The following is a 20,180-nucleotide window of genomic DNA, read 5'->3' as shown; positions in this document are numbered from 1 at the left end:
CATGAAATTACATAGAGAATCAAAAGGAACAATTACCGTAGCGACCCTGCTTTTTATCATTCTGGGGGTTTTGGCTATTTATTTCCTTAAAATGTGGTCCCTGTTGATCATTTTACCTTTGTTGGTTATTTACAGTTTAGTTTTCTGGTTTTTCAGAGTTCCGGATCGTAATGTTTTGGATCACCGAGAAAACGTGATAGCTCCGGTAGACGGAAAAGTAGTAATGATCAAAGAAGTGGAAGAAGATGAGTTTATAAAAGGGAAAGCAATTCAGGTTTCTATTTTTATGTCTCCATTGAATGTACACATCTGTAGATATCCTGTTTCAGGAGAAGTGATTTACAAAAAGTACCACCCTGGAAAATATCTGGTAGCATGGCACGAAAAGTCTTCTACGGAAAACGAAAGAACTACTATGGCGGTACAAACGTTAACCAACCATAAAGTAGTTTTCAGACAGATTGCCGGATACGTGGCCAGAAGGATTGTTTTCTACTGTAATGAAGGCGATAAAGCAAAAGCGGGACATGAGTTCGGATTTATCAAATTCGGTTCCAGAATGGATGTATTCCTTCCTTTGGATACAGAAATTATCTGTAAGATCGGAGATATTACAAAAGGAGGTTTGGATGTAATTGCCAAACTGAAAGAAAATTAAAATTCTTATTTTGATATAAAGATAAAAAAGAGAGCCTTAGAGCTCTCTTTTTTTATTTGATGAATTGAAGGCTAATTTGAGCGTTTTGAGTTTCATTACGCATGAGTAATATTGCGTATTTAAAGAGTAATCCTTTTCCGTTTGGATTAATAATTTTGCAGCTTAAAAACACAAGCTCATGCTTTTTAAGTGATGTGAGGTAAATGCTTATTAAATTTTTATCAAAAATGGTATTTTATTTGATAATTTTAATATTGAATTTTAGTAAATTGTAACTAGAAAAACACCTTGATCATATCCTTTTAATGCTGAAAAAAGACTGACATATTTCGTTTTGTAGGTTTTTATTTGCATAAGAAGCTTTTAATATGGGGGAATTTTTGCTTTCAGGAGTACAAATACCAACTTAAGCTTGTGAGAGTATAAAAAAAACAACCAGATGATTTATAAGTTTTTCTTTAAAGTGATCAACAACGAAACGGAGAAATTAGATAATGATTTCGAGCGCAGTTATGTGAGTCTTATCAACCGGTATTTACTATTACTATTCCTCATATTTTTATTCTATTCTATTTTCATTATTATCTTTTTTGGAGATATGCTGGTTTCCACATTTCTTACCGTGATCACATTTTTCTGGTTGCTTTTGATGTCTATAAAAGGAAAAATACAGCGATTCGGAAAGGTTTTAAAGAGCAGTATTATTTCTGTATTTGTTCTGCTTACTTTTATAGTCAGCTTTTTTAATATTTATACTTACAAAAATGCAGGAGTAGAATATTTTTATTTTTGTCTGTTGTTTGCTATTCCCTTCTTTTTAAATTATAAAAAAGATTCTTTTTCTATCTTTTTCATTACTTTCATGATCTGCATTAATTTTATTGTATGTCTGTATTTTGATTTTGATTTCCTGCCTAAAAGCAGATTTATAGAAAAAGAGGATTTTAAAACAATAAGGTTGTTGAATATTTTATTCTCCATCGCTTCTTTTCTGATGGATATTGTTTTTATTACCCAGAAAGACCAGTTGATTCATGGGCTCATTACCGATACACAAGTGAAAGACTCTACAATTAAAGATCTGGTGAAAACAAATACAGAATTGATGAAACACCAGATGCTGATCAATCATCTTTCAGAAGAAAATGTTCAGGAGATTTTAAGTTTGGCAGAAACCAATTCTCCGGTATTTTTTGAGAAATTTCAGGTATTTTTCCCTCTTTTTATTCCGGGTATTTTAAAAATAAACCCTAATCTTATTCATTCTGAGCTCTATTTCTGTGCTTTGATGAAACTTGATTTTGATACCAAAAAAATTGCACAATGTACCAATAACAGCATTCGTGCTGTAGAAAGTAAAAAATACAGGATACGAAAAAAACTGAATATTTCTTCCGAAATAAACATCAACAGCTTTCTTATTAAAATTTAAATATCCACAATACTGAGTTTTACTACTTATGCGTAGCATTAAGTAATGTTGAGTAATGTCTGATAGTATTTATTGTCAATATTTTTACCTAAATATATTTCGATGAATATTAAGAACATTCATATTGGAAGTCTGATCAGGTCCAAAGTGGAAGAATATCAGATTCCAATAGAAAGAATCTCAAGATTTTTAGACAAGACAGAAGATGATATAGAAAAGATGTATCATGAGCAGAGCATTGATACAGATGTTTTGTTGAAGTGGAGTAAGCTTTTAAAATTCGATTTCTTTAGATTTTATTCCGGGCATCTGATTTTGTATGCTCCCCAGTCAAAAATGGATAATAGGGATAGTCAAAAGAAAAGTACGATGGTTTTTAGGAAAAATATCTATACACAAGAAGTAAAGGATTTTATACTTGAGAAAATAGAAAGTGGAGTGATGACAGCAAATGAGGTGGTTTTAAGGTATAATATTCCCAAAACAACCCTCTATAAATGGATGAAAAAAAAATAATATGACTCCTGATTACAAACAGATTTATACTGATATTCTTAAGGAAAAGTTTCCTGAAAAATTAATTGATAACACCATTAAGCATCGGTTGGAAAGATTGCATTCGGCCATAGATGTTCTGAATTTTAATCAATTGGTTTTTGGAGAACCGGGATATGACGTTGGATTTAACAATCAAAGACTTCGGTCTTATGATGAAGAATCTATTTTGAAAATTCTTAGTTATCAGAAAAATAATAAACTTAATAATCTTCAGATTAGCAATCATTTTAAAATAAGCCGGAATACGATTACCAAATGGAAAGCTATTTTTAAAATATGAAAGAATACTGTGCATTTTTGATCGTTCACTTTTTGATTTGTCCTTTTGAAAGAGATGAACTATTGAAATTTTGTGAGTTTTATTACGCGTGAGTAGTATTACGTAGCTGGAATTAATTTGTAATTGTCTGAGGGTGATAATTTTGTAACGGTTAAATGACTTAGTTGAAAATTTTAATCATTAAACAAAAACAATTATAATTTATAAATGATGGAAACAAAATTTACGATGCCCTCAATGAAAGTATTGTTATTCGCAATGCTCTTTGTTTTTGGGAAATCTTATTCACAGGCCAATAATGGTGCAGTAGGGATTAATACTACTACCCCTAATGCTAATTCCGTTTTGGATGTTGTCTCAGCAAATAATAACAAAGGAATTCTTATTCCAAGGCTTACTGAAGCACAACGAAACGCCATTGTAATCAACCAATCCAAAGATGATGGTTTGACAATTTACAATACCACAGAAGATTGTTTTAATTACTGGAGTCTTGCAGATAACGAATGGAAAAGTGTCTGCGGACAGATGGGAAAATCGGTTTTTACAATAGACTGTTCCACATCTAAAGCAATGGGAAGCTATGTAAAAGGGAAAGAACTTACCAATTCGAACTACCTGAGCATCGCTGTGAATGTTACAAAACCGGGTAATTATACCATTTCAGGAACTACTACCAACGGATATAACTTTTATGGAACCGGAGTATTTCTTAATACCGGAGCACAAACAATACAGATTCCGGGTCAGGGAGCTCCTCAGAATATCCAGATCGATAATGTGTCACTAGAAGCCAATGGAACGGCTGTTACTTGTACTCCAGCGATCTCTATCACGGTACTAAGTCCTGCAGGAACCTATACGATGAGCTGTGGAAGTGCAACGGTAAATGGGGTATACAAAGTAGGGACAGCTCTTGCAGCTTCCAATACAATTACTTTGCCCGTGAATGTGGCAACATTGGGAAGTTATACCATTACCACCAATAGTGTTGATGGAATTTCTTTCAGCGGGTCTGGAACATTTACTGCTACAGGAAACCAGAATGTTACGCTGCAAGGAACGGGAATGCCTACTTCCACAACAGTGAAAACAATGACCATTACCTCTGACAGTCAGGGAGGAGTATCTACAACATGTTCTGTAAATGTGATTGTAGTTGTTCCAAAGAAAAAACTTTTAACTATTGGAACGGGAGCAAACGGTTGTGGATATAATGTATCAGGAACATCTCCATCAGGTATGGTAACTAAAGCTGCTGCTAATTTTGGAACATTGGCCAACAGTACTGTAAAATATGAAGGATGGGATCAGATTATTGACGGTACAGACAGTCCGAGTGCTGCACAGCTAACGACCTGGACAACCGGAGCCAATCCTGTAGATATTATTGTAATAGGATATGCATGGGGTATGAATGCTGCAGAAGCACAGGTACTAAGAAATTATCTGGCAAAAGGAGGTGTCATCGTTGCATATTCTGAAAGCAATGGTGGAATGCAGAATCTGTTCAGAAATGTTTTTGACGGATCTGTAAACACGGGAAGTGTAAACAGTGCAGGAGCTATTTATAAACTGCCAATGACCAATGATGAAATCCTGAATGGTCCTTTTGGAGATATAAGAGGATTGCAATGGGGAGAAGATGCTTCTGCTACTACGTATGCAACAGGGCTGCCTTCAAGTGAAATTACAGTATATTCAGGAGATACAAATATCTCTACGGCTGCACCATCAGGAACAGTAGGTCGTGTAACAGCATTTAAGCATAATACGCTAAACTTCATCTGGGTAGGAGATGGTGGATTCAACTCTCAGTGTGGAACAGTGGCTTCTCCAAATACCTCAGATACGATATGCCCATTCTATGCAGATACGAACTATAAGCCAATCGCAAAACCAAATTATGGAAACGGCGTTGCAGCTTATGAAATGAATGTATACAATTCAATATTCTACGCCAACGCTCTTGCCTGGGCGATTAAAAAGGCAGAATTCAGTGGAATAAACACAAAATGATAAAGGGTTTTTAAAGAAGGCTCCGGTACGATTATTCGTACCGGAGTTTTTTATTTTATATATCTTTTAATCTCCTCTGTCAGCTTTAATATAAACTCTACAGGAAGATCTTCTTCCATATCAATGAGAAGGATTTTAAACTTCTTTCTTCCATCCTGGATCAGTTCCGGGTAATCCAGTCTGTCACCATGATAAAAACTCAGATAATGTTTTTCGTACTTTTTGCTGTAGTAGAAATAGCACAGCATTTTCTTTTTGTATTTGATAAACGGAAGCCCAAAGCTAAAGGTCTCTGTAATATTTTCAGGATCTGCAGCTAAGATCGTATCGCGTAAAAATAAAAGAGTACTTCTTTCAGGTTCTTTAATTCTGTAGAAATACTCTTGTATAGGGTTCATTTTTAATTAAATTAAAAAATTAGTCAAAGTTTTGAAGTTCAACAAGCTTGTTATACATTCCTTTTTTAGCAATCAGGTCATGATGAGTTCCTTGTTCTACAATATCACCTTTTTCCATCACTACGATCCAGTCTGCTTTCTGAATGGTGGAAAGACGGTGGGCAATAACTAAAGAAGTTCTGTTTTCCATCATTTTCTCCAGTGCATCCTGTACAAATCTTTCAGATTCTGTATCCAGGGCAGAAGTTGCTTCATCCAGGATCATAATGGGTGGGTTTTTCAATACTGCTCTGGCAATAGAAACCCTTTGTTTCTGACCTCCGGAAAGCTTTCCGCCATCATCTCCGATATTGGAATCATATCCTTCAGGAAGTCTTGTGATAAATGCATCTGCATTGGCAATTTTTGCGGCAGCAATCACTTCTTCTTTTGTAGCATCAGGTTTACCCATCAGGATATTATTGTAAACGGAATCATTGAATAATACAGATTCCTGCGTTACCATACCTAAAAGCTTGCGATATTCCTGTAATTTTAAATTTTTAATATTGGTCCCGTCAATCAGGATTTCTCCTTCAGAAACATCGTAGAATCTTGCTAAAAGATTGGCAATTGTAGTTTTCCCGCTTCCACTTTGCCCAACAAGAGCAACGGTTTTTCCTTTTGGAATAGAAAGTGAGAAGTTTTTAAGAATCGTATGATCTTTATCGTAGAAAAAGCCAATATTATTAAACTCGATTGAACTATTTAATGTTGAGATAGAAACAGGATTTTCTATTTCGTCAATTTTTACATCAGCATCAAGAATTGCCAGAACTCTTTCAAGAGAAGCCTCTCCCTTCTGCACATTCGAAATGGACTGAGACAAACTTTTCACAGGAGGTAAAATCTGGAAGAAAATACCCAGGAAAACCAAGAAATCCGCAGGGGAAATACTTTGTTCTACTATGATTTGTTTTCCACCGTACCAAGCGATAATCAAGAAAGTAACTGAACCTAAAAATTCGCTCATTGGAGATGCCAATTCCTTTTTTCTTCCTAAACTTATAGAGCTGTTAATCCATTTCTGCATAGACTGCATAAAACGGTTGTCCATTATTTTTTCTGCACTGAAAATCTTAATCACCTTTGTAGATTTTAATGTTTCATCTACAATCGAGAAAATATTTCCCATCTCATTTTGAGCTTGGTGAGAGTCTTTTTTCAGGCTTTTTCCTATTAAAGCAATCATTGTTCCCATTACAGGCAATACTAGAAGTGAGAAAAGAGTCATTTCTGTACTTAAAAAGAAAAGAGTCACCAGTGTGCTGATCAGCATAAAAGGGGCATTGATTAATTCAACTAAACTTCCCAAAATATTACCTTCAACTTCACCCACATCATTTGACATACGAGACATCAGATCTCCCTTTCTGCTTTCTGTAAAAAAGGAAACAGGCAAAGCAAGAATCTTTCTGTACATCGCTCCACGGAGGTCTTTAGTAACACCTACACGATAATTGATCAATAAAAATGAACCTAAATATCTGAAAAGGTTTCTCAGTAAAAACATAAAAGCTGTTATCACACAAAGCCAAGCCAACACGTTCAGTGCACCATGCTCCGTTACTAAACTCTGAACATAATAATTGGCATATTCTTTTGCATAAGAGAAAAAATCTAAAATTTCTCCCGAATAAACAGGAGCTTTGCTGTATTTCTTAGACTCAATGGTTCCGAAAAGCATTCCCAAAACAGGTAGAATAGTTCCTAAGGAAGCAATCTGAAAAACAGAGTACATAAGGTTGAAAAACAAACTTCCGTAGATGTATTTTTGGTGAGGTTTTGCGAACTTGAGTATTTTAATATATTGGTTCATTCAATGAAAAAATTGGATAGCAAAATTACGTAAAATTAAAAGATAAGACGTTCTTAATCCTGTTTTACTTTAAAGGATAAGTTTCAAAAAATGTCTTTTTGTTACAACTCAAGGCTATTATACTTTAACTTTAGAATAAATAAGCGAGAGTAAGCCCATAGGATAGGGGATGCGGGCGTATGGCAGGTTAATAAAAAGAACCGCTGAAGCAGCAGTTCTTTTTATGAGGATTTCATTAAAATCTCACCTTATCATTATATTTCGGAGCAAAATTTTTAGGATTCAGTTTATCCAGTGTTTTTCCGAAGTTATTGATGATTTGAGTCATGTTATCAAAATCAACAATATTGATATCGTCATTTTCATGGTGATAATGAGATGCTTTCGTCATATCAACGGTAGAAAAAGAATGTGCAATGATTTTCTTTTTGACAAAGCTCACATTGTCTGAACGATAGAATAGCTGTTGTTTCGCATATGGATCTGCATTGATTTTTAATCCATTGACTGCATTTTGATTGAACAGTTCATCAAGATCTGATAGCCCGTCTCCCGTCATATATAATGCATTTTTCCCCCATTGAGACTCTGTAGCGACCATTTCAAAATTGAAAAGTGCAGTCATCTTATTATAAATAGGATCTAAGTTTTTATCTGTTGAAATAGCTCTTGAACCCAGCATTCCTTTTTCTTCTCCATTAAAAGCCATAAAAACCATAGAGAATTCAGGTTTTTTGTTTTTAAAATAATCGGCAATACCTACCAGAGTGGTAATTCCGCTGGCATCATCATCAGCTCCGTTATAAATATTGTCTCCACTTTTATCACTGGTTCCAATGTGGTCGAAATGCCCGGAGAAGCCCAGATATTGATCTGCTTTTCCTTTTTTGACTCCACAAACATTGTACACGGTTTTCCCATTATAGTCAAATGGTACGAGATAAGAGGTTCCGGTACAATATTCCAGATTATTTTCTTTAAAAAGCTTAGCAATATAATTGGCTGCATTTTCATTTTCCTGAGTTCCTATTTCGCGGCCTTTCATTTCATCAGATGCTAATGTAGAAAGCACCGTTTGGATTCTTTCTTTTGAAACCTGCTGAGCAAAAATGGATATTGAAAAAAGTGATAAAGTAAGATAAGTTAGCTTTTTCATTGTCTTTAATTAAAAATTATATAATCTGTCGTGCTTTCGACCGAAAAGTTGCAATGAATTTACATAAATTAATTGATGTAACAGAGTAGGGAGTATAAATCAGGAGTATATGCTCAATAAAAAACAGCTCCTTAAAAAGAAGCTGTTCTCACTCAAAAAATCGTTGTAAGGCTATCGAAGTCTGTCTACAGATTTTACGAGCCTCTCATCTTTGCGGATGTAAACGTTTGCAATAAGCAGACAGATTACAGCAATCAATGGGAAAACCGGCTCAATACCCTTCTCAGGAAAATGAATTCCTCCGGATAAGTTTAGTAGCCAATACGCCAATACACCAATCAACAAAACGTTTATAATGATGCTGATGGTATTCAGCAAAATTTGTCTTTTTCTGTTTTTGAAACTAAAAATACTTAATGCGCCGACAATAACAAGCGCTATACACCCGATATTAAGTAAAGGAATACTGTCGGAAATGACAACATCCTGTCCTGTTATAAAAAGGAAAACAGCAGCTAAAACTGCTAATAATGTCCATATGGTTTGTATTCTCTGTAGCATTGAATATTAAATTCTTGGCAAAAATAACATAAATTTTGCACAATTCAAAAATAAGTGTAGATTTGCATTATACAATGTACTTGAAAACCAAAGTCACCGGACTTACTTTTCTTACTCACAATTAATTACATTTTTACATAAATATGTTTAACATAGAAACGTTAAGGTCAAAATCCGTAACGGAACTGACTAAAATCTTAAAAGATTTGGGCGTTAAAGTTGCAAGAACCAGCAATGAAAATGACAAGATCTTTGCTATTCTTGACTTTCAGGCTTCTAACCCTAAAGTTGCAAAAGATTATTTCAACGCCACAGAACCCGCCAGTGTAAATACTGAAGAGGCCTCAGCAGAAAAACCTGCTAAAGCCCCGGTAAGAAAAGCTGCTCCCAAAAAACCAGCAGCCAAGCCAAAAGCAAATACAAATGCAAATGCAAAAGCTCCGGAAGAACCTAAAGTAGAAGAAAAGGTTCCCGCTGCTGAAGAAATAAAGCAAGAAGAGCCCAAAGCTGAACCCGTTGTAACAGCAACAGCAACTGAAGACACATCAGCCGCCGCTCAAGCTAAAAAGAAAAGAAAAAGAGTTTCTCCCAATACAGGTAATACAGAAGTAGCCCAGGAAAAACCAGAAACTCCCAAAAACACAGAATCCCAAGAGCCTGCTCAGGCAGAAGAAAAGCCTAACACTCCCCCTCAACAATCACAGGCTAACAGACCTCAAAAAGGAAACAACCATCCACAGAACAGTGGAAACCAACATAAAAATCAAAACCAGAACCAACATCAGCACCAAAACCAAAATCAGAACAGACATTCTGAAAAGGCAGAGGAGCAGCACGACCATAAAAAAGAATTTAATTTCGATGGATTGGTAAGCATTGAAGGTGTTTTGGAGATCTTACCAGATAACTACGGATTTTTACGTTCCTCAGATTTTAGCTATATCTCTTCTCCGGATGATGTGTATGTGTCTACAGCACAGATCAGGAATTATGGTTTGAAAACCGGAGATACCGTTAAAGGAATTGTAAGACTTCCAAAAGAAGGTGAGAAATATTTTTCATTATTAAAACCTACAGAAGTTAACGGACGTGACCTTGCATTCATCAAGGACCGTGTTGCTTTTGAGTATCTTACTCCACTTTTCCCGGAAGAAAAATTCAATTTAGCAGGAAACGGATCTACGCTTTCTACGAGAATTGTAGATTTATTCGCTCCTATTGGAAAAGGACAAAGAGCCATGATCGTTGCTCAGCCTAAAACGGGTAAGACTATGTTGCTTAAAGATATTGCCAACTCTATTGCATCCAATCACCCGGAAGTATATATGATGGTTCTTTTGATTGATGAGCGTCCGGAAGAGGTTACAGATATGGAAAGAAGTGTAAATGCAGAAGTTATTGCATCTACATTTGATGAAGCAGCAGAAAAACATGTGAAAGTAGCCAACCTTGTTCTTGCAAAAGCACAGAGAATGGTGGAATGTGGTCATGATGTAGTTATTTTACTGGACTCTATTACAAGATTAGCAAGAGCATACAATACCGTGACTCCTGCATCAGGTAAAGTTCTTTCCGGTGGGGTAGATGCTAATGCACTTCACAAACCGAAAAGATTCTTTGGAGCAGCAAGAAAGATTGAAGGAGGAGGTTCTCTTACGATCATTGCAACAGCATTGATTGATACAGGATCTAAAATGGATGAAGTAATCTTTGAAGAATTCAAAGGTACAGGTAATATGGAGCTTCAGTTAGATAGAAAAATTGCTAACAGAAGAATTTATCCAGCTATCGACTTGATTTCTTCCAGTACTCGTAGAGATGACCTTCTATTAGATGAAGTGACTTCTCAGAGAATGTGGATTTTCAGAAAATATCTTTCTGAAATGAATCCTGTAGAAGCTATGGAATTTGTAAATAAGAACATCAAAGGAACTCTTAATAATGAAGAATTCCTGATGTCTATGAATAAATAAATTAATTTAATTATTGTTAAATAGAAAGCACGGACCTTAGGTTCGTGCTTTTTCTTGCTCTGTAGATAAGTATTTTAAAATTTAAATCATTCTAAATCAATATATCAATGTTAAAGATTTATTAAAGTAATCCCCAATCTTTGATAGTACCTTAAATATTGGCTATTTTTGGGTATAACATTAAAAATAAAGATTATGTCATTTGAATTACCAAAACTAGGATATGCATACGATGCATTAGAGCCGACTATCGATGCAAAAACTATGGAAATCCACCATACAAAACACCACCAAGCATATATTGACAATTTAAATAAAGCAATCGAAGGAACTGAGCTAGCAGGAAAAACGATCGAAGAAATCTGCCAGACAGGAACTGACAAACCAGCGGTAAGAAATAATGGAGGAGGTCACTTCAACCACTCTTTATTCTGGGTAATTTTAACTCCTGGAGGAAGCAAAGAGCCTGTAGGAAATGTAAAAGCTGCTATCGAAAATTATGGAGGTCTTGAGAAATTCAAAACTGATTTCTCTGATGCTGCTAAAACAAGATTCGGTTCAGGATGGGCTTGGTTAGTAAAAAATGCTGACGGTTCTGTATCTGTTTCATCTACACCTAATCAGGACAACCCACTAATGCCTGTTGCAGACGTTAAAGGAACTCCAGTTTTAGGATTGGACGTTTGGGAGCACGCTTATTATTTAAACTACCAAAACAGAAGACCTGATTATGTTTCTGCATTCTTTGATGTAGTAAACTGGGATAAAGTAGAGGAATTATTCAATAAATAATTTTCAGCTATTATAAAAATGAAAAGGTTCAGAATTGCTCTGAACCTTTTTTTATTGGATGTTATTGTAAAGTTATCTTATCGCGTCACTTCCGGATAATCCGCTCATTCTTAGTTTATACTTCCAATTCACATACGCGAAAACCTGGTATAATTTATATTCAAACTTGATCCCGTAATTTTCCTGAGGGTCATAATCTATTCCGGATTCTATTATATTTCTATATCGGCCGGAATTATAATAACTGTTCCATTCGTTGACCAAAAACGTGTTTTTTGTCTTCAGATAAGACTCTGTATACTGGCTGATAGGTTTGGCAACAGCACTCAGAAAATAATCGAACTGAGTATCAATAACCGTAAGGTCCCATTCCCCATCTTCATTTTTAGAAGGCTTCATCTCAGATTGCTCTTTATCTTTCTTTGTGGTTTCCTGAGAAAAACAGCTGAAAGGGATCAATGCAATCAATACGAGTAAAACAATATTTTTCATGATTGAGGTATTTACATAAAAAAAGCACTCCAATAAGAGTGCCTAACTTTTTTATGGTTCTTTCTGAAGAACTACAAATGCCGGGAAGTGGTCACTGTAGCCTCCTGTAAACTGGTCTCCGTTCCAGGATCTGAAAGGATACCCTTTATAATTTCCTTCTTTATTCACAAGGTAAGCCGGGGCAAAGATTTCTGCTTTATATACAGAATATTCTTTAGCGACCTGATCTGAAATTAAGTTTTTAGAAACAATGATCTGGTCAAACAGGTTTGGAGCATCCTGATAAGCAAGAGATGCCACTCCTTTCTTATATAAAGGATACATCAGATTAAGATAAGGCGTTTCCTCGCTTAAATCTTTTGGGCTTGCCTGAGCTTTCAGATGATTTTTTAAACTTGGACTTACAGGATCATCGTTAAAGTCACCCATTGCAAAAAGTTTTGTCGTTGGGTCTGCCGCTCTTACGCTGTCCATCTGTTTTTTTAATAAGGCAGCTGCTGCATTTCTTTTAGGTAAAGAAATAGCCTCACCCCCTCTTCTTGAAGGCCAGTGATTCATAAAAAATGCTACTTTTTCATTATCTAAAAATCCTGTTACCACAAGGATATCTCTCGTATATTCTCTTCTTCCGTTGTCACCGTAGATTACCAATTCTTTTTTCAATGAATTGGTAGGGGTGAATCTTCTTTTCTGATAGATCAATGCAACGTCAATTCCTCTGTAGTCATAAGAATTGTAATGAATGATTCCGTAATCATATTTCTTTAAAGCAGGTTCGTTCACAAGATCCTGGATGACCTGTCTGTTTTCAACCTCAATTAAGCCTACTATCGCAGGAGCTGTCTTGGTATACTGTGCTCCCATTTCAGAAATTACTTTGGCTTCGTTGGCTAGTTTTGCTTTATAAATTTTACTTCCGTAGTTTTTTGCACTTTTTGGAGTAAATTCCTCAGAACCACTTTGTTCTCTTACTGCTTTTTTCCCTTTTAAAGCACCATCGCTCCATGGGCCGTCGTATTTTTCGGCTTCAAGAAACTTGATAGAATCTATAGGAATACTTCTGTGGAAAGCAGGGTTTTTGATGTCTTTGGTTCCGTCGATATAATCTGCTGAACGAATAGTGTCCCATAGGTTTTCTACGTTCAAGAAACCTACCGTGGCAACTTTTCTCAGTTTTCCTTGTTGTTGTGAGAATGCCATGATCGAAATAATGATGGCAAACAGAGTCGAAAATCTTTTCATCTCTTTAGAGTTATTGTTAATACTATTTAATTTGCAAATTTACTTTTTTTTAATTCACTGCATTTTAAATATTTGTAAATTTAAAAGCAGTAATCCGACATTTTTTATATAATGATTCTTAAAAGTTTGCAATGTTAAGAAAAAATAATGTTAAAAAAGTTGGGAATTACAAAATTTGACTAAATTTGTGCCCCCAACTTTTAAACTGTTGAGAATTAACAAGAAAAGTATTTAAAAAAATAAATATACTCATGATTAAAAAACTATCATTGATCTCTTTATTTACTTTGCTGCCTGCGTCATATTATTATGCGCAGACAACAGTGTTTGCGTATCTTAAGGATGCAGACGGTAAGCCTGTTGAGCAAGCAAGTGTAGATTTAAAAGGAGCAGGAAATGATGCAAAGGCAGACAAAATCGGATATTTCCAATTTGCGGATTTGATGCCTGGACATTATCAGATTATGGTTACAAAACCAAATTTTGAAACTAAAATTTTTGAATTTGACGTAGCTAGTGATGAGAAAAGAAAAGATCTTGGAGTAATTACTCTTTATTCTGCATTGAACGGTGCAGATCAGGGTTTGGCTATTGTAGAAGATTCCGGAGAAAGTGACAGCGGTGGTGCACAGCAAACTGCAACAGTAGGATTACTACAGTCTTCTCAGGATGTTTTCAACAGAATTGCAAGTTTCGATTTAGGACCATACTGGTTCCGCCCAAGAGGAATTGATAGCAGAACAGGTGAGAATATGATCAACGGGGTTTCTATGGCCGCTGCAGATAATGGAGACGTAGACTTCAGTACCTGGGGAGGATTGAACGAAATTACCCGTTACCCGGAAATTTCCGCTAATCATGCGCCTTCCGAATATGCTTTCGGAGGAACTACGGGTGTATTTTATAAGAATACAAAAGCAAGTGAGTACAGAAAGGGAAGTCAGTTGACATACTCTCTGACCAACAGGAATTATACGAACAGATTGTCTTACAGATTCTCTTCCGGAATGAATAAGAACGGATGGGCATTTACAGGAATGATCGCGAGAAGATGGGCACAGGAAGGGATCCAGGATGGTACTGCTTATGATGCATACAGTGGATATGTTGGTATTGAGAAGAAATTCAGCGATAGCCATACGATGACTTTAAATGCTATCGGATCTAAATATGCAAGAAGTTCTTCAAGCCCAAGTACCCAGGAAGTATATGACTTCAGAGGAGTTCATTACAACTCTTATTGGGGATGGCAGAACGGAGACAAAAGAAATGAAAGAGTAAAAAGAGGTTTCCAGCCGATGATTCAATTACAGGACTTCTGGAAAATCAATAAAAACTCTCAATTATGGACGTCTGTTTCTTACCAGTTCGGTAAAGAATACAGTTCAAGATTAGATTGGTACAGAGCGAATAACCCTTCGCCAACGTATTACCGTAATTTACCAAGTTATTGGTTAAACTATAAAAACCCAGCTCCGGAACAAGCAGCCAACGTTGGAATCACAAGAGACTGGTGGACAAATGATGACCAATCACACACACAGATCAACTGGGATAATCTTTATAATGCCAACAGGAACATAGAATATAATGCTACGCTTGGTGGAAGAAGAGCGGCTTATTATCTTGTGGATGATGTGAAAGATGATAAAGTATGGAATTTTGCTACGCACTATACGTATAACTTTAATGATACTTCCCGTTTCATTTTAAACTTATCTTACCAGAACTACAGATCTGAGCAGTACAGAGAAGTGAATGATCTTTTAGGTGCTGATTTTGCCCTGAATATGGATGCATTTGCATCTAATACAACTGCAGGAAGCGCTTGGGGGAAATTCAATACAAGAGAAAGTGACACCGATGTTGCCAAAAGAGAAGGTGACAAAATCGGATACAGCTATATTTTCAGAAGACAGGAATTTAAAATAAACCCTGCTTTCAAATTCGCAACAGGGAAATTTGATGTTTTTATTTCCGGATTATTCGGTTATACAACAAACAGCAGAGAAGGATTGTTCCAGCACTATTTGTATGAGTCATCTTACGGAAAAGGAGGAGATCAAAACTTCTGGAATGTAGGTGTTAAAGGTCAGGTTACGTATAAAATCAATGGTAGAAACTTCTTGGTTTATAACGGAGCTTACTTTTCTCAGTCTCCTTTCTTAAATGATATTTATTTTAATACAAGAGTAAGTGGTGTTACGACTCCGGGTATCAAGAACGTTGTTGTTGATGCAAACGATTTGAGCTACGTAATCTCTACTCCGATTGTTAAACTTAGATTGACAGGTTATCTTGTTAATACTCAAAATGAAACAAGTGTACAGAGATATTTCGCACAGGGAGTTAAGTTGACTACTCTTACTGAAAGCGGAGATCAGGCTCCTATTCAGGACGGTGCTTTCATTACGCAGGTATTGGCAGGCGCAGACAAGAGAAATATGGGTATTGAACTTGGTGCACAGGTGAAAGTTACTCCTACTTTGACAGCAAGTGGATTATTAAGCTTAGGACAGTATACTTATACGAATAACCCTACTGTTTATTTTGCATCTGACGCTGTTGGAACATTCAGAGAACTTGATGGAAATGGAAATGTAGTATCAAGATCTTATACCAACATGGGTGAAGCTACTCTTAAAAACTACAGACAGGGTGGAACTCCTCAGGAGGCATATACTTTAGGTCTTCGTTACAGCAGCCCTAAATACTGGTGGTTAGGAGCTACATGGAATTACTTCGGACATTCTTTCTTAGATCCGTCTCCGGTAACCAGAACTGCTAGATTCTACACAAACCCTAATACACCGGGAGTACCTTATGACAACGTAAATGAGGAAGAGCTTGCAAGAGTTCTTACGCCTACAAAGCTACCTTCAGCATTCTTCTTCAATGTGAACGCAGGTAAGTCTTGGATGATTGGTAAGTATTATGTATTGGTGTCTGCATCTGTAAATAACATCCTTAATAACAGAAACTTTATTACAGGTGGATTTGAGCAGACAAGAAACGTTAACTATACTGACTATGCTAATGATTATGACAGCGGAAACATGGTATTCGCTCCTAAATATTGGTATAACCAGGGTAGATCTTATTTTGTGAACCTTCAATTCAGATTCTAAAAAATTTAAATTAAAAATCGAAAACAATGAAAAATATATATTTTAAAGCGGCGATCTTTACTGCCATTTCAATGCTGGCGTTCTCGTCTTGTGTAAAAACCGATGATTATGATGTGCCGGAAATCAAATGTACCAACAAATTTGCAGCAGCTAATCATAAATTATCAGACCTTGCTACCATTGCAAAAGTAAAACCGCTTGAAGCTGATATCATTAAGGAAGATTACATCGTTGAAGCGTACGTATCTTCAAGTGATGAGTCTGGAAACATCTACAAAATGATGTTCCTTCAGGATAAGCCTGAAAACCCAACACAAGGTATCGAAATTGATATCGATGGAGGAAACCAATATCTTGATTTCCCAACTGGATCTTTAGTTAGAATCAACCTAAAAGGATTGATCGTTCAGGGTGTTAACGGGAATATTAAAGTAGGTTCTTTTGACCCTAACTATCCTATCGGTAGAATCAACCCAAATAAGGTTTCAAATTACATGGCAAGAGTTTGTGATGGACAAAAGGCTGTAGTCACTGCAATCAAACCATTAGAATTCAACTCTATCGCTGATGCTCTTAAAAATGGGGCTCACATCAACCAGCTTGTAAAAATTAAGAATGTTCAGTATGAAGATCCTGAATTGACAAAAACTTTTGCTGACGAATCAGCTACAGGTGACCGTTATATTACAGATAAAAAAGCAGGTAGATTAGACCTTCGTTTCAGCAACTATGCAACATTTGCGAAGTCTCCGATCTCTCCTAAATATGCAAAAAGTGGTGATATCGTTCTTCTTTTAAGCCGTTATACAGGTACAAGCAACACGACAACTTATACAGAGCAGGCTTATATCAGAACTCTTGATGATATGAACTTCCCTAACGACAGATTCAACCCAGGTGAGCCGGAAGCTCCTTCTGCAAGTGCTGTAAATCTTTTCGCAGGATCTGATTTTGAAAACTGGGCAACGTTCTTAACCAGTGTAAACACTTTCGGACTTAAGCCTTATGCAACTCAAGGTGTTGGGTTAGGATACAACAATACAAACTCACTTCAGATCAAAGGAACACCTACAGCTAACGATTATGTATTTACATCTATCGCTACTACAGGAATCCCTGCTACTCCGAAGAGAATCACTATGTATATCAAAGGTACTGCAACAGGAAAAACACTTTCTTTCAACGTGTATAAAGCGGGTGGAGGTTTCTATGTATTTAACTTAGGTACATTCTCTACTGGTGCTACTTTAGGAGTAGAAAGTGCTAACTCTTACACAGGATCTATCAATACAAACGGTCAGTGGAGATTAGTTGAGCTTACTCTTACAGGTATTGCAGATATTAACACAACAGCTGGAAAAGATATGTTCGCTATCAAAACCGGAACAAGTGGAAATTACGATCTTCAGATTGACAACATCAAAATTGAATAATACATTAGGATAGAATATCTTTCTAATATATTTTATAAATAAAAAACCACTGCACCGGCAGTGGTTTTTTTTTATTTTCTTTTATTTAACTGTAATTGTTGGATCCCAGTAAAAGTAACCGTACAGAATCTGTTTGTTACTGTCATTTGGATCTAAAATATAAAGTCCGAACTGTACATAGAAGTTCTCTTTCCCTGTTGATCTTACCTTAGAGTCGATACTGGCGAAAGTGATATCTGCAGAGGTGGCAGGGAGGCCGTTTAAGGAATTTACATCCGGTACAGCAGCTTGCTTTCTTCTAACAGAATTGTATACGAAATTATTAAAAACCTGATCTCCAGACCAGTATTTAATATTATAAATAATAACTGCGTCATCCGAATTCTGATAGATTGAAGTTCCTCTGAAAGAAACCGTATCTCCGGCTCTTGCGCTGAAGTTCAGATCAGCTGAACCCTGCCCGGAAATAGCGTTGGCATTCGAAACGATCATATGCTGGCTGTTATGATCAATTCCTACAGGTTTATTAGGATCTGTACTAGGATTTTTATAATTTGCTCGTACATAATCCGTGTCTATTACAATCAGGACATCTATTGCCTGGCTGGATGATTTAAGTTCTATGTCTTCCATGATACTTAGTTTTAGTTTGGTGTTTTCTTACTCATTTGGCTTTTCAGATTTCGCCCCGTTATTAAAGTGATACGGCTTCACGTATTTGGTTGTAATTACAATACAAATGTACATTGCTGAAAATGAAAATATTAGAGTGGAAATGCTGAAATTTGAGATTAGGTATTTGTACTTAACTTACCTTTTGGATGTGATTTTTTTGGAATGCAAAAAAAATACCCTGAAAAGTTCAACTTTCCAGGGTACCCATTTTATAATGGTTAAATCTAATTCACGTTTAAAAAGAAACCTCGTTCACTTCTTTTCCTCTTTGAAAATTCATTGTTTTCTGGCTGCCTTTATAGGCAATGTTCACCAGGTTGATCTGCTTAGGAAAAGCGCTCAAAAGGATCGTATTTTTAATCTTTAAGGTGTTGATATCCGAAACGCCTCCGGTTTCAAAATACACCCATACAGTTTCTCCACTGACCTGACTTCCTGTGAAGGTAATCGTTTTAGGAGACCCATTGACAAATACATCAAAATTATTGTTCACATATTTTTTTACCTCTGCTTCAAATCCTGCCGTACTAGGGTTAATTTTAATAGCATCAGAGATATGGCTTGTATTCATTTTTGTGGTAAACTTCAATGTTTTGCTTCCATCAATATAGTCAACTTTGGTCATTGAAGAGAAAAAGTCTACATACATAAAACTCGTTAACACAAAAAATGTTAAAATACCTGATATATATAAAAGTTTTTTCATCTTAATTAATAGATTTACAATCATACTTGTTAGTTATAAGTCACAAATAATATGCCAATTAAAAATTTACATTCACAGAATACTTATCATAAAAAGCTTTAATATGTGCTACAGCCTCATCAGCAGTGTCTACCACACGATAAAGATCCAAATCATCTTCAGCAATCATCCCTTCTTTTAAGAGCGTTGCCTTGAACCAATCTAATAATCCTCCCCAGAATTCACTTCCTACCAAAACGATAGGAAATTTTCCTATTTTGTTGGTCTGGATCAGGGTCATCGCTTCAGTCAGCTCATCCAATGTCCCGAAACCTCCCGGCATGACCACGAATCCCTGAGAATATTTTACAAACATTACTTTTCTTACGAAAAAGTAATCAAAATTCATAGAATAGGATTTATTGATGTAAGGATTAAAATGCTGTTCAAAAGGAAGGTCAATATTAAGTCCGATAGATCTCCCTTTACCATTGAATGCTCCTTTATTTCCAGCTTCCATCACTCCCGGACCGCCTCCGGTGATGATTCCGAAACCTAATTTGGTGATCTTTTCAGCAATATCTACAGCCATTTCATAGTATTTGTTCTCCGGCTTCAGTCGTGCTGAACCAAATATAGAAACACATGGGCCAATTTTGGCCAGTTTTTCATAGCCATCTACAAATTCAGCCATCACCTTGAAAACCATCCAGCTGTCTTTAGCGATGGTTTCGTCCCAGGTTTTTTGTCTGAAGCTATTATGCAGTTTTGTTTCGTTGATGTCAAGTTCTGGATTTACTAAACTTTCATCCCTGGTTCCATCAATTTCCATTGCAAAAT

General features: G+C 36.0%; 18 protein-coding genes. 9 read left to right on the top strand and 9 right to left on the bottom strand.

Annotated features, from left to right (window positions below; all coding sequences use genetic code 11):
• Nucleotide 1 precedes the first annotated feature (1 nt).
• The 5 genes from C1634_RS01430 (at nucleotide 2) to C1634_RS01410 (ending at nucleotide 4,947) form a co-directional block, all read left to right on the top strand.
• Complete coding sequence (locus C1634_RS01430; protein WP_103235567.1) at nucleotides 2-658, top strand: phosphatidylserine decarboxylase family protein; 657 nt, start codon at nucleotides 2-4, stop codon at nucleotides 656-658.
• Between the two features lie 439 nt (nucleotides 659-1,097).
• Nucleotides 1,098-2,090, top strand: coding sequence for a helix-turn-helix transcriptional regulator (locus C1634_RS01425; protein WP_109737803.1), 993 nt, complete (start codon nucleotides 1,098-1,100; stop codon nucleotides 2,088-2,090).
• A gap of 102 nt (nucleotides 2,091-2,192) precedes the next feature.
• Nucleotides 2,193-2,606 (top strand): transposase, encoded by a 414-nt coding sequence (locus tag C1634_RS01420; RefSeq protein ID WP_109737802.1) that lies wholly within the window; start codon nucleotides 2,193-2,195, stop codon nucleotides 2,604-2,606.
• Nucleotide 2,607: 1 nt separating this feature from the next.
• Nucleotides 2,608-2,928, top strand: a complete 321-nt coding sequence (locus C1634_RS01415; protein WP_103234063.1) for a transposase — start codon at nucleotides 2,608-2,610, stop codon at nucleotides 2,926-2,928.
• 210 nt (nucleotides 2,929-3,138) lie between these two features.
• On the top strand, nucleotides 3,139-4,947 hold the full coding sequence (locus tag C1634_RS01410; protein WP_165835247.1) for an autotransporter outer membrane beta-barrel domain-containing protein: 1,809 nt from the start codon (nucleotides 3,139-3,141) through the stop codon (nucleotides 4,945-4,947).
• Between the two features lie 50 nt (nucleotides 4,948-4,997).
• Here C1634_RS01410 and C1634_RS01405 read toward each other — a convergent pair whose 3' ends face one another.
• The 4 genes from C1634_RS01405 to C1634_RS01390 all read right to left on the bottom strand — a co-directional run bounded on the left by C1634_RS01405 (nucleotide 4,998) and on the right by C1634_RS01390 (nucleotide 8,920).
• Nucleotides 4,998-5,345 (bottom strand): DUF1801 domain-containing protein, encoded by a 348-nt coding sequence (locus C1634_RS01405; protein ID WP_103234065.1) that lies wholly within the window; start codon nucleotides 5,343-5,345, stop codon nucleotides 4,998-5,000.
• Between the two features lie 19 nt (nucleotides 5,346-5,364).
• Complete coding sequence (locus C1634_RS01400) at nucleotides 5,365-7,203, bottom strand: ABC transporter ATP-binding protein (protein WP_103234066.1); 1,839 nt, start codon at nucleotides 7,201-7,203, stop codon at nucleotides 5,365-5,367.
• Nucleotides 7,204-7,438: 235 nt separating this feature from the next.
• Entirely contained in the window at nucleotides 7,439-8,359 is a 921-nt protein-coding gene (locus C1634_RS01395; RefSeq protein WP_103234067.1) for a M28 family peptidase, read from the bottom strand.
• A 171-nt stretch (nucleotides 8,360-8,530) separates the two neighbouring features.
• Nucleotides 8,531-8,920 carry a DUF4293 domain-containing protein gene (locus tag C1634_RS01390; RefSeq protein WP_103234068.1) on the bottom strand — a complete coding sequence of 130 codons (390 nt, stop codon included), beginning with the start codon at nucleotides 8,918-8,920 and terminating at the stop codon, nucleotides 8,531-8,533.
• A gap of 143 nt (nucleotides 8,921-9,063) precedes the next feature.
• Here C1634_RS01390 and rho point away from each other — a divergent pair, with 143 nt between their 5' ends.
• Together rho and C1634_RS01380 are read left to right on the top strand one after the other, a co-directional pair.
• A complete protein-coding gene (gene rho / locus C1634_RS01385) occupies nucleotides 9,064-10,893 on the top strand; it encodes a transcription termination factor Rho (RefSeq protein ID WP_109737801.1) in 1,830 nt (609 codons plus the stop codon).
• A gap of 195 nt (nucleotides 10,894-11,088) precedes the next feature.
• Nucleotides 11,089-11,685: a superoxide dismutase gene (locus C1634_RS01380; RefSeq protein ID WP_103234070.1), complete on the top strand. Its 597-nt coding sequence runs from the start codon at nucleotides 11,089-11,091 to the stop codon at nucleotides 11,683-11,685.
• 72 nt (nucleotides 11,686-11,757) lie between these two features.
• Here the strand turns inward: C1634_RS01380 and C1634_RS01375 are convergent, their stop codons facing one another.
• Together C1634_RS01375 and C1634_RS01370 are read right to left on the bottom strand one after the other, a co-directional pair.
• Nucleotides 11,758-12,177: a DUF6146 family protein gene (locus tag C1634_RS01375; protein WP_103234071.1), complete on the bottom strand. Its 420-nt coding sequence runs from the start codon at nucleotides 12,175-12,177 to the stop codon at nucleotides 11,758-11,760.
• A gap of 51 nt (nucleotides 12,178-12,228) precedes the next feature.
• Nucleotides 12,229-13,419, bottom strand: coding sequence for an endonuclease/exonuclease/phosphatase family protein (locus C1634_RS01370; protein WP_109737800.1), 1,191 nt, complete (start codon nucleotides 13,417-13,419; stop codon nucleotides 12,229-12,231).
• Nucleotides 13,420-13,670: 251 nt separating this feature from the next.
• Between C1634_RS01370 and C1634_RS01365 the strand changes: the two genes are divergently transcribed.
• On the top strand, nucleotides 13,671-16,547 hold the full coding sequence (locus C1634_RS01365; RefSeq protein ID WP_103234716.1) for a carboxypeptidase-like regulatory domain-containing protein: 2,877 nt from the start codon (nucleotides 13,671-13,673) through the stop codon (nucleotides 16,545-16,547).
• A gap of 26 nt (nucleotides 16,548-16,573) precedes the next feature.
• Nucleotides 16,574-17,980, top strand: a complete 1,407-nt coding sequence (locus C1634_RS01360; RefSeq protein ID WP_103234715.1) for a DUF5689 domain-containing protein — start codon at nucleotides 16,574-16,576, stop codon at nucleotides 17,978-17,980.
• Nucleotides 17,981-18,061: 81 nt separating this feature from the next.
• Here C1634_RS01360 and C1634_RS01355 read toward each other — a convergent pair whose 3' ends face one another.
• The 3 genes from C1634_RS01355 to C1634_RS01345 form a co-directional block, all read right to left on the bottom strand.
• A complete protein-coding gene (locus C1634_RS01355) occupies nucleotides 18,062-18,613 on the bottom strand; it encodes an inclusion body family protein (protein WP_109737799.1) in 552 nt (183 codons plus the stop codon).
• Between the two features lie 277 nt (nucleotides 18,614-18,890).
• Nucleotides 18,891-19,361 (bottom strand): DUF6702 family protein, encoded by a 471-nt coding sequence (locus C1634_RS01350; RefSeq protein ID WP_228409918.1) that lies wholly within the window; start codon nucleotides 19,359-19,361, stop codon nucleotides 18,891-18,893.
• Between the two features lie 58 nt (nucleotides 19,362-19,419).
• The gene (locus tag C1634_RS01345; RefSeq protein ID WP_103234712.1) at nucleotides 19,420-20,172 is read right to left on the bottom strand and encodes an LOG family protein; all 753 of its coding nucleotides are present in this window, start codon (nucleotides 20,170-20,172) and stop codon (nucleotides 19,420-19,422) included.
• Nucleotides 20,173-20,180: the final 8 nt, after the last annotated feature.

The organism is Chryseobacterium viscerum (assembly GCF_002899945.2).
In the GTDB taxonomy this organism is placed as follows: Bacteria; Bacteroidota; Bacteroidia; order Flavobacteriales; family Weeksellaceae; genus Chryseobacterium; species Chryseobacterium viscerum.
Note: the sequence above shows the minus strand (reverse complement) of the source record. Positions and strands in the feature narration are given on the sequence as shown.

What these genes read in the sequence shown, in the direction of transcription:
- C1634_RS01430 (WP_103235567.1), top strand. Translation starts at nt 2, where the DNA reads ATGAAATTACATAGAGAATCAAAAGGAACAATTACCGTAGCGACCCTG.
- C1634_RS01425 (WP_109737803.1), top strand. Translation starts at nt 1,098, where the DNA reads ATGATTTATAAGTTTTTCTTTAAAGTGATCAACAACGAAACGGAGAAA.
- C1634_RS01420 (WP_109737802.1), top strand. Translation starts at nt 2,193, where the DNA reads ATGAATATTAAGAACATTCATATTGGAAGTCTGATCAGGTCCAAAGTG.
- C1634_RS01415 (WP_103234063.1), top strand. Translation starts at nt 2,608, where the DNA reads ATGACTCCTGATTACAAACAGATTTATACTGATATTCTTAAGGAAAAG.
- C1634_RS01410 (WP_165835247.1), top strand. Translation starts at nt 3,139, where the DNA reads ATGGAAACAAAATTTACGATGCCCTCAATGAAAGTATTGTTATTCGCA.
- C1634_RS01405 (WP_103234065.1), bottom strand. Translation starts at nt 5,345, where the DNA reads ATGAACCCTATACAAGAGTATTTCTACAGAATTAAAGAACCTGAAAGA.
- C1634_RS01400 (WP_103234066.1), bottom strand. Translation starts at nt 7,203, where the DNA reads ATGAACCAATATATTAAAATACTCAAGTTCGCAAAACCTCACCAAAAA.
- C1634_RS01395 (WP_103234067.1), bottom strand. Translation starts at nt 8,359, where the DNA reads ATGAAAAAGCTAACTTATCTTACTTTATCACTTTTTTCAATATCCATT.
- C1634_RS01390 (WP_103234068.1), bottom strand. Translation starts at nt 8,920, where the DNA reads ATGCTACAGAGAATACAAACCATATGGACATTATTAGCAGTTTTAGCT.
- rho (WP_109737801.1), top strand. Translation starts at nt 9,064, where the DNA reads ATGTTTAACATAGAAACGTTAAGGTCAAAATCCGTAACGGAACTGACT.
- C1634_RS01380 (WP_103234070.1), top strand. Translation starts at nt 11,089, where the DNA reads ATGTCATTTGAATTACCAAAACTAGGATATGCATACGATGCATTAGAG.
- C1634_RS01375 (WP_103234071.1), bottom strand. Translation starts at nt 12,177, where the DNA reads ATGAAAAATATTGTTTTACTCGTATTGATTGCATTGATCCCTTTCAGC.
- C1634_RS01370 (WP_109737800.1), bottom strand. Translation starts at nt 13,419, where the DNA reads ATGAAAAGATTTTCGACTCTGTTTGCCATCATTATTTCGATCATGGCA.
- C1634_RS01365 (WP_103234716.1), top strand. Translation starts at nt 13,671, where the DNA reads ATGATTAAAAAACTATCATTGATCTCTTTATTTACTTTGCTGCCTGCG.
- C1634_RS01360 (WP_103234715.1), top strand. Translation starts at nt 16,574, where the DNA reads ATGAAAAATATATATTTTAAAGCGGCGATCTTTACTGCCATTTCAATG.
- C1634_RS01355 (WP_109737799.1), bottom strand. Translation starts at nt 18,613, where the DNA reads ATGGAAGACATAGAACTTAAATCATCCAGCCAGGCAATAGATGTCCTG.
- C1634_RS01350 (WP_228409918.1), bottom strand. Translation starts at nt 19,361, where the DNA reads ATGAAAAAACTTTTATATATATCAGGTATTTTAACATTTTTTGTGTTA.
- C1634_RS01345 (WP_103234712.1), bottom strand. Translation starts at nt 20,172, where the DNA reads ATGGAAATTGATGGAACCAGGGATGAAAGTTTAGTAAATCCAGAACTT.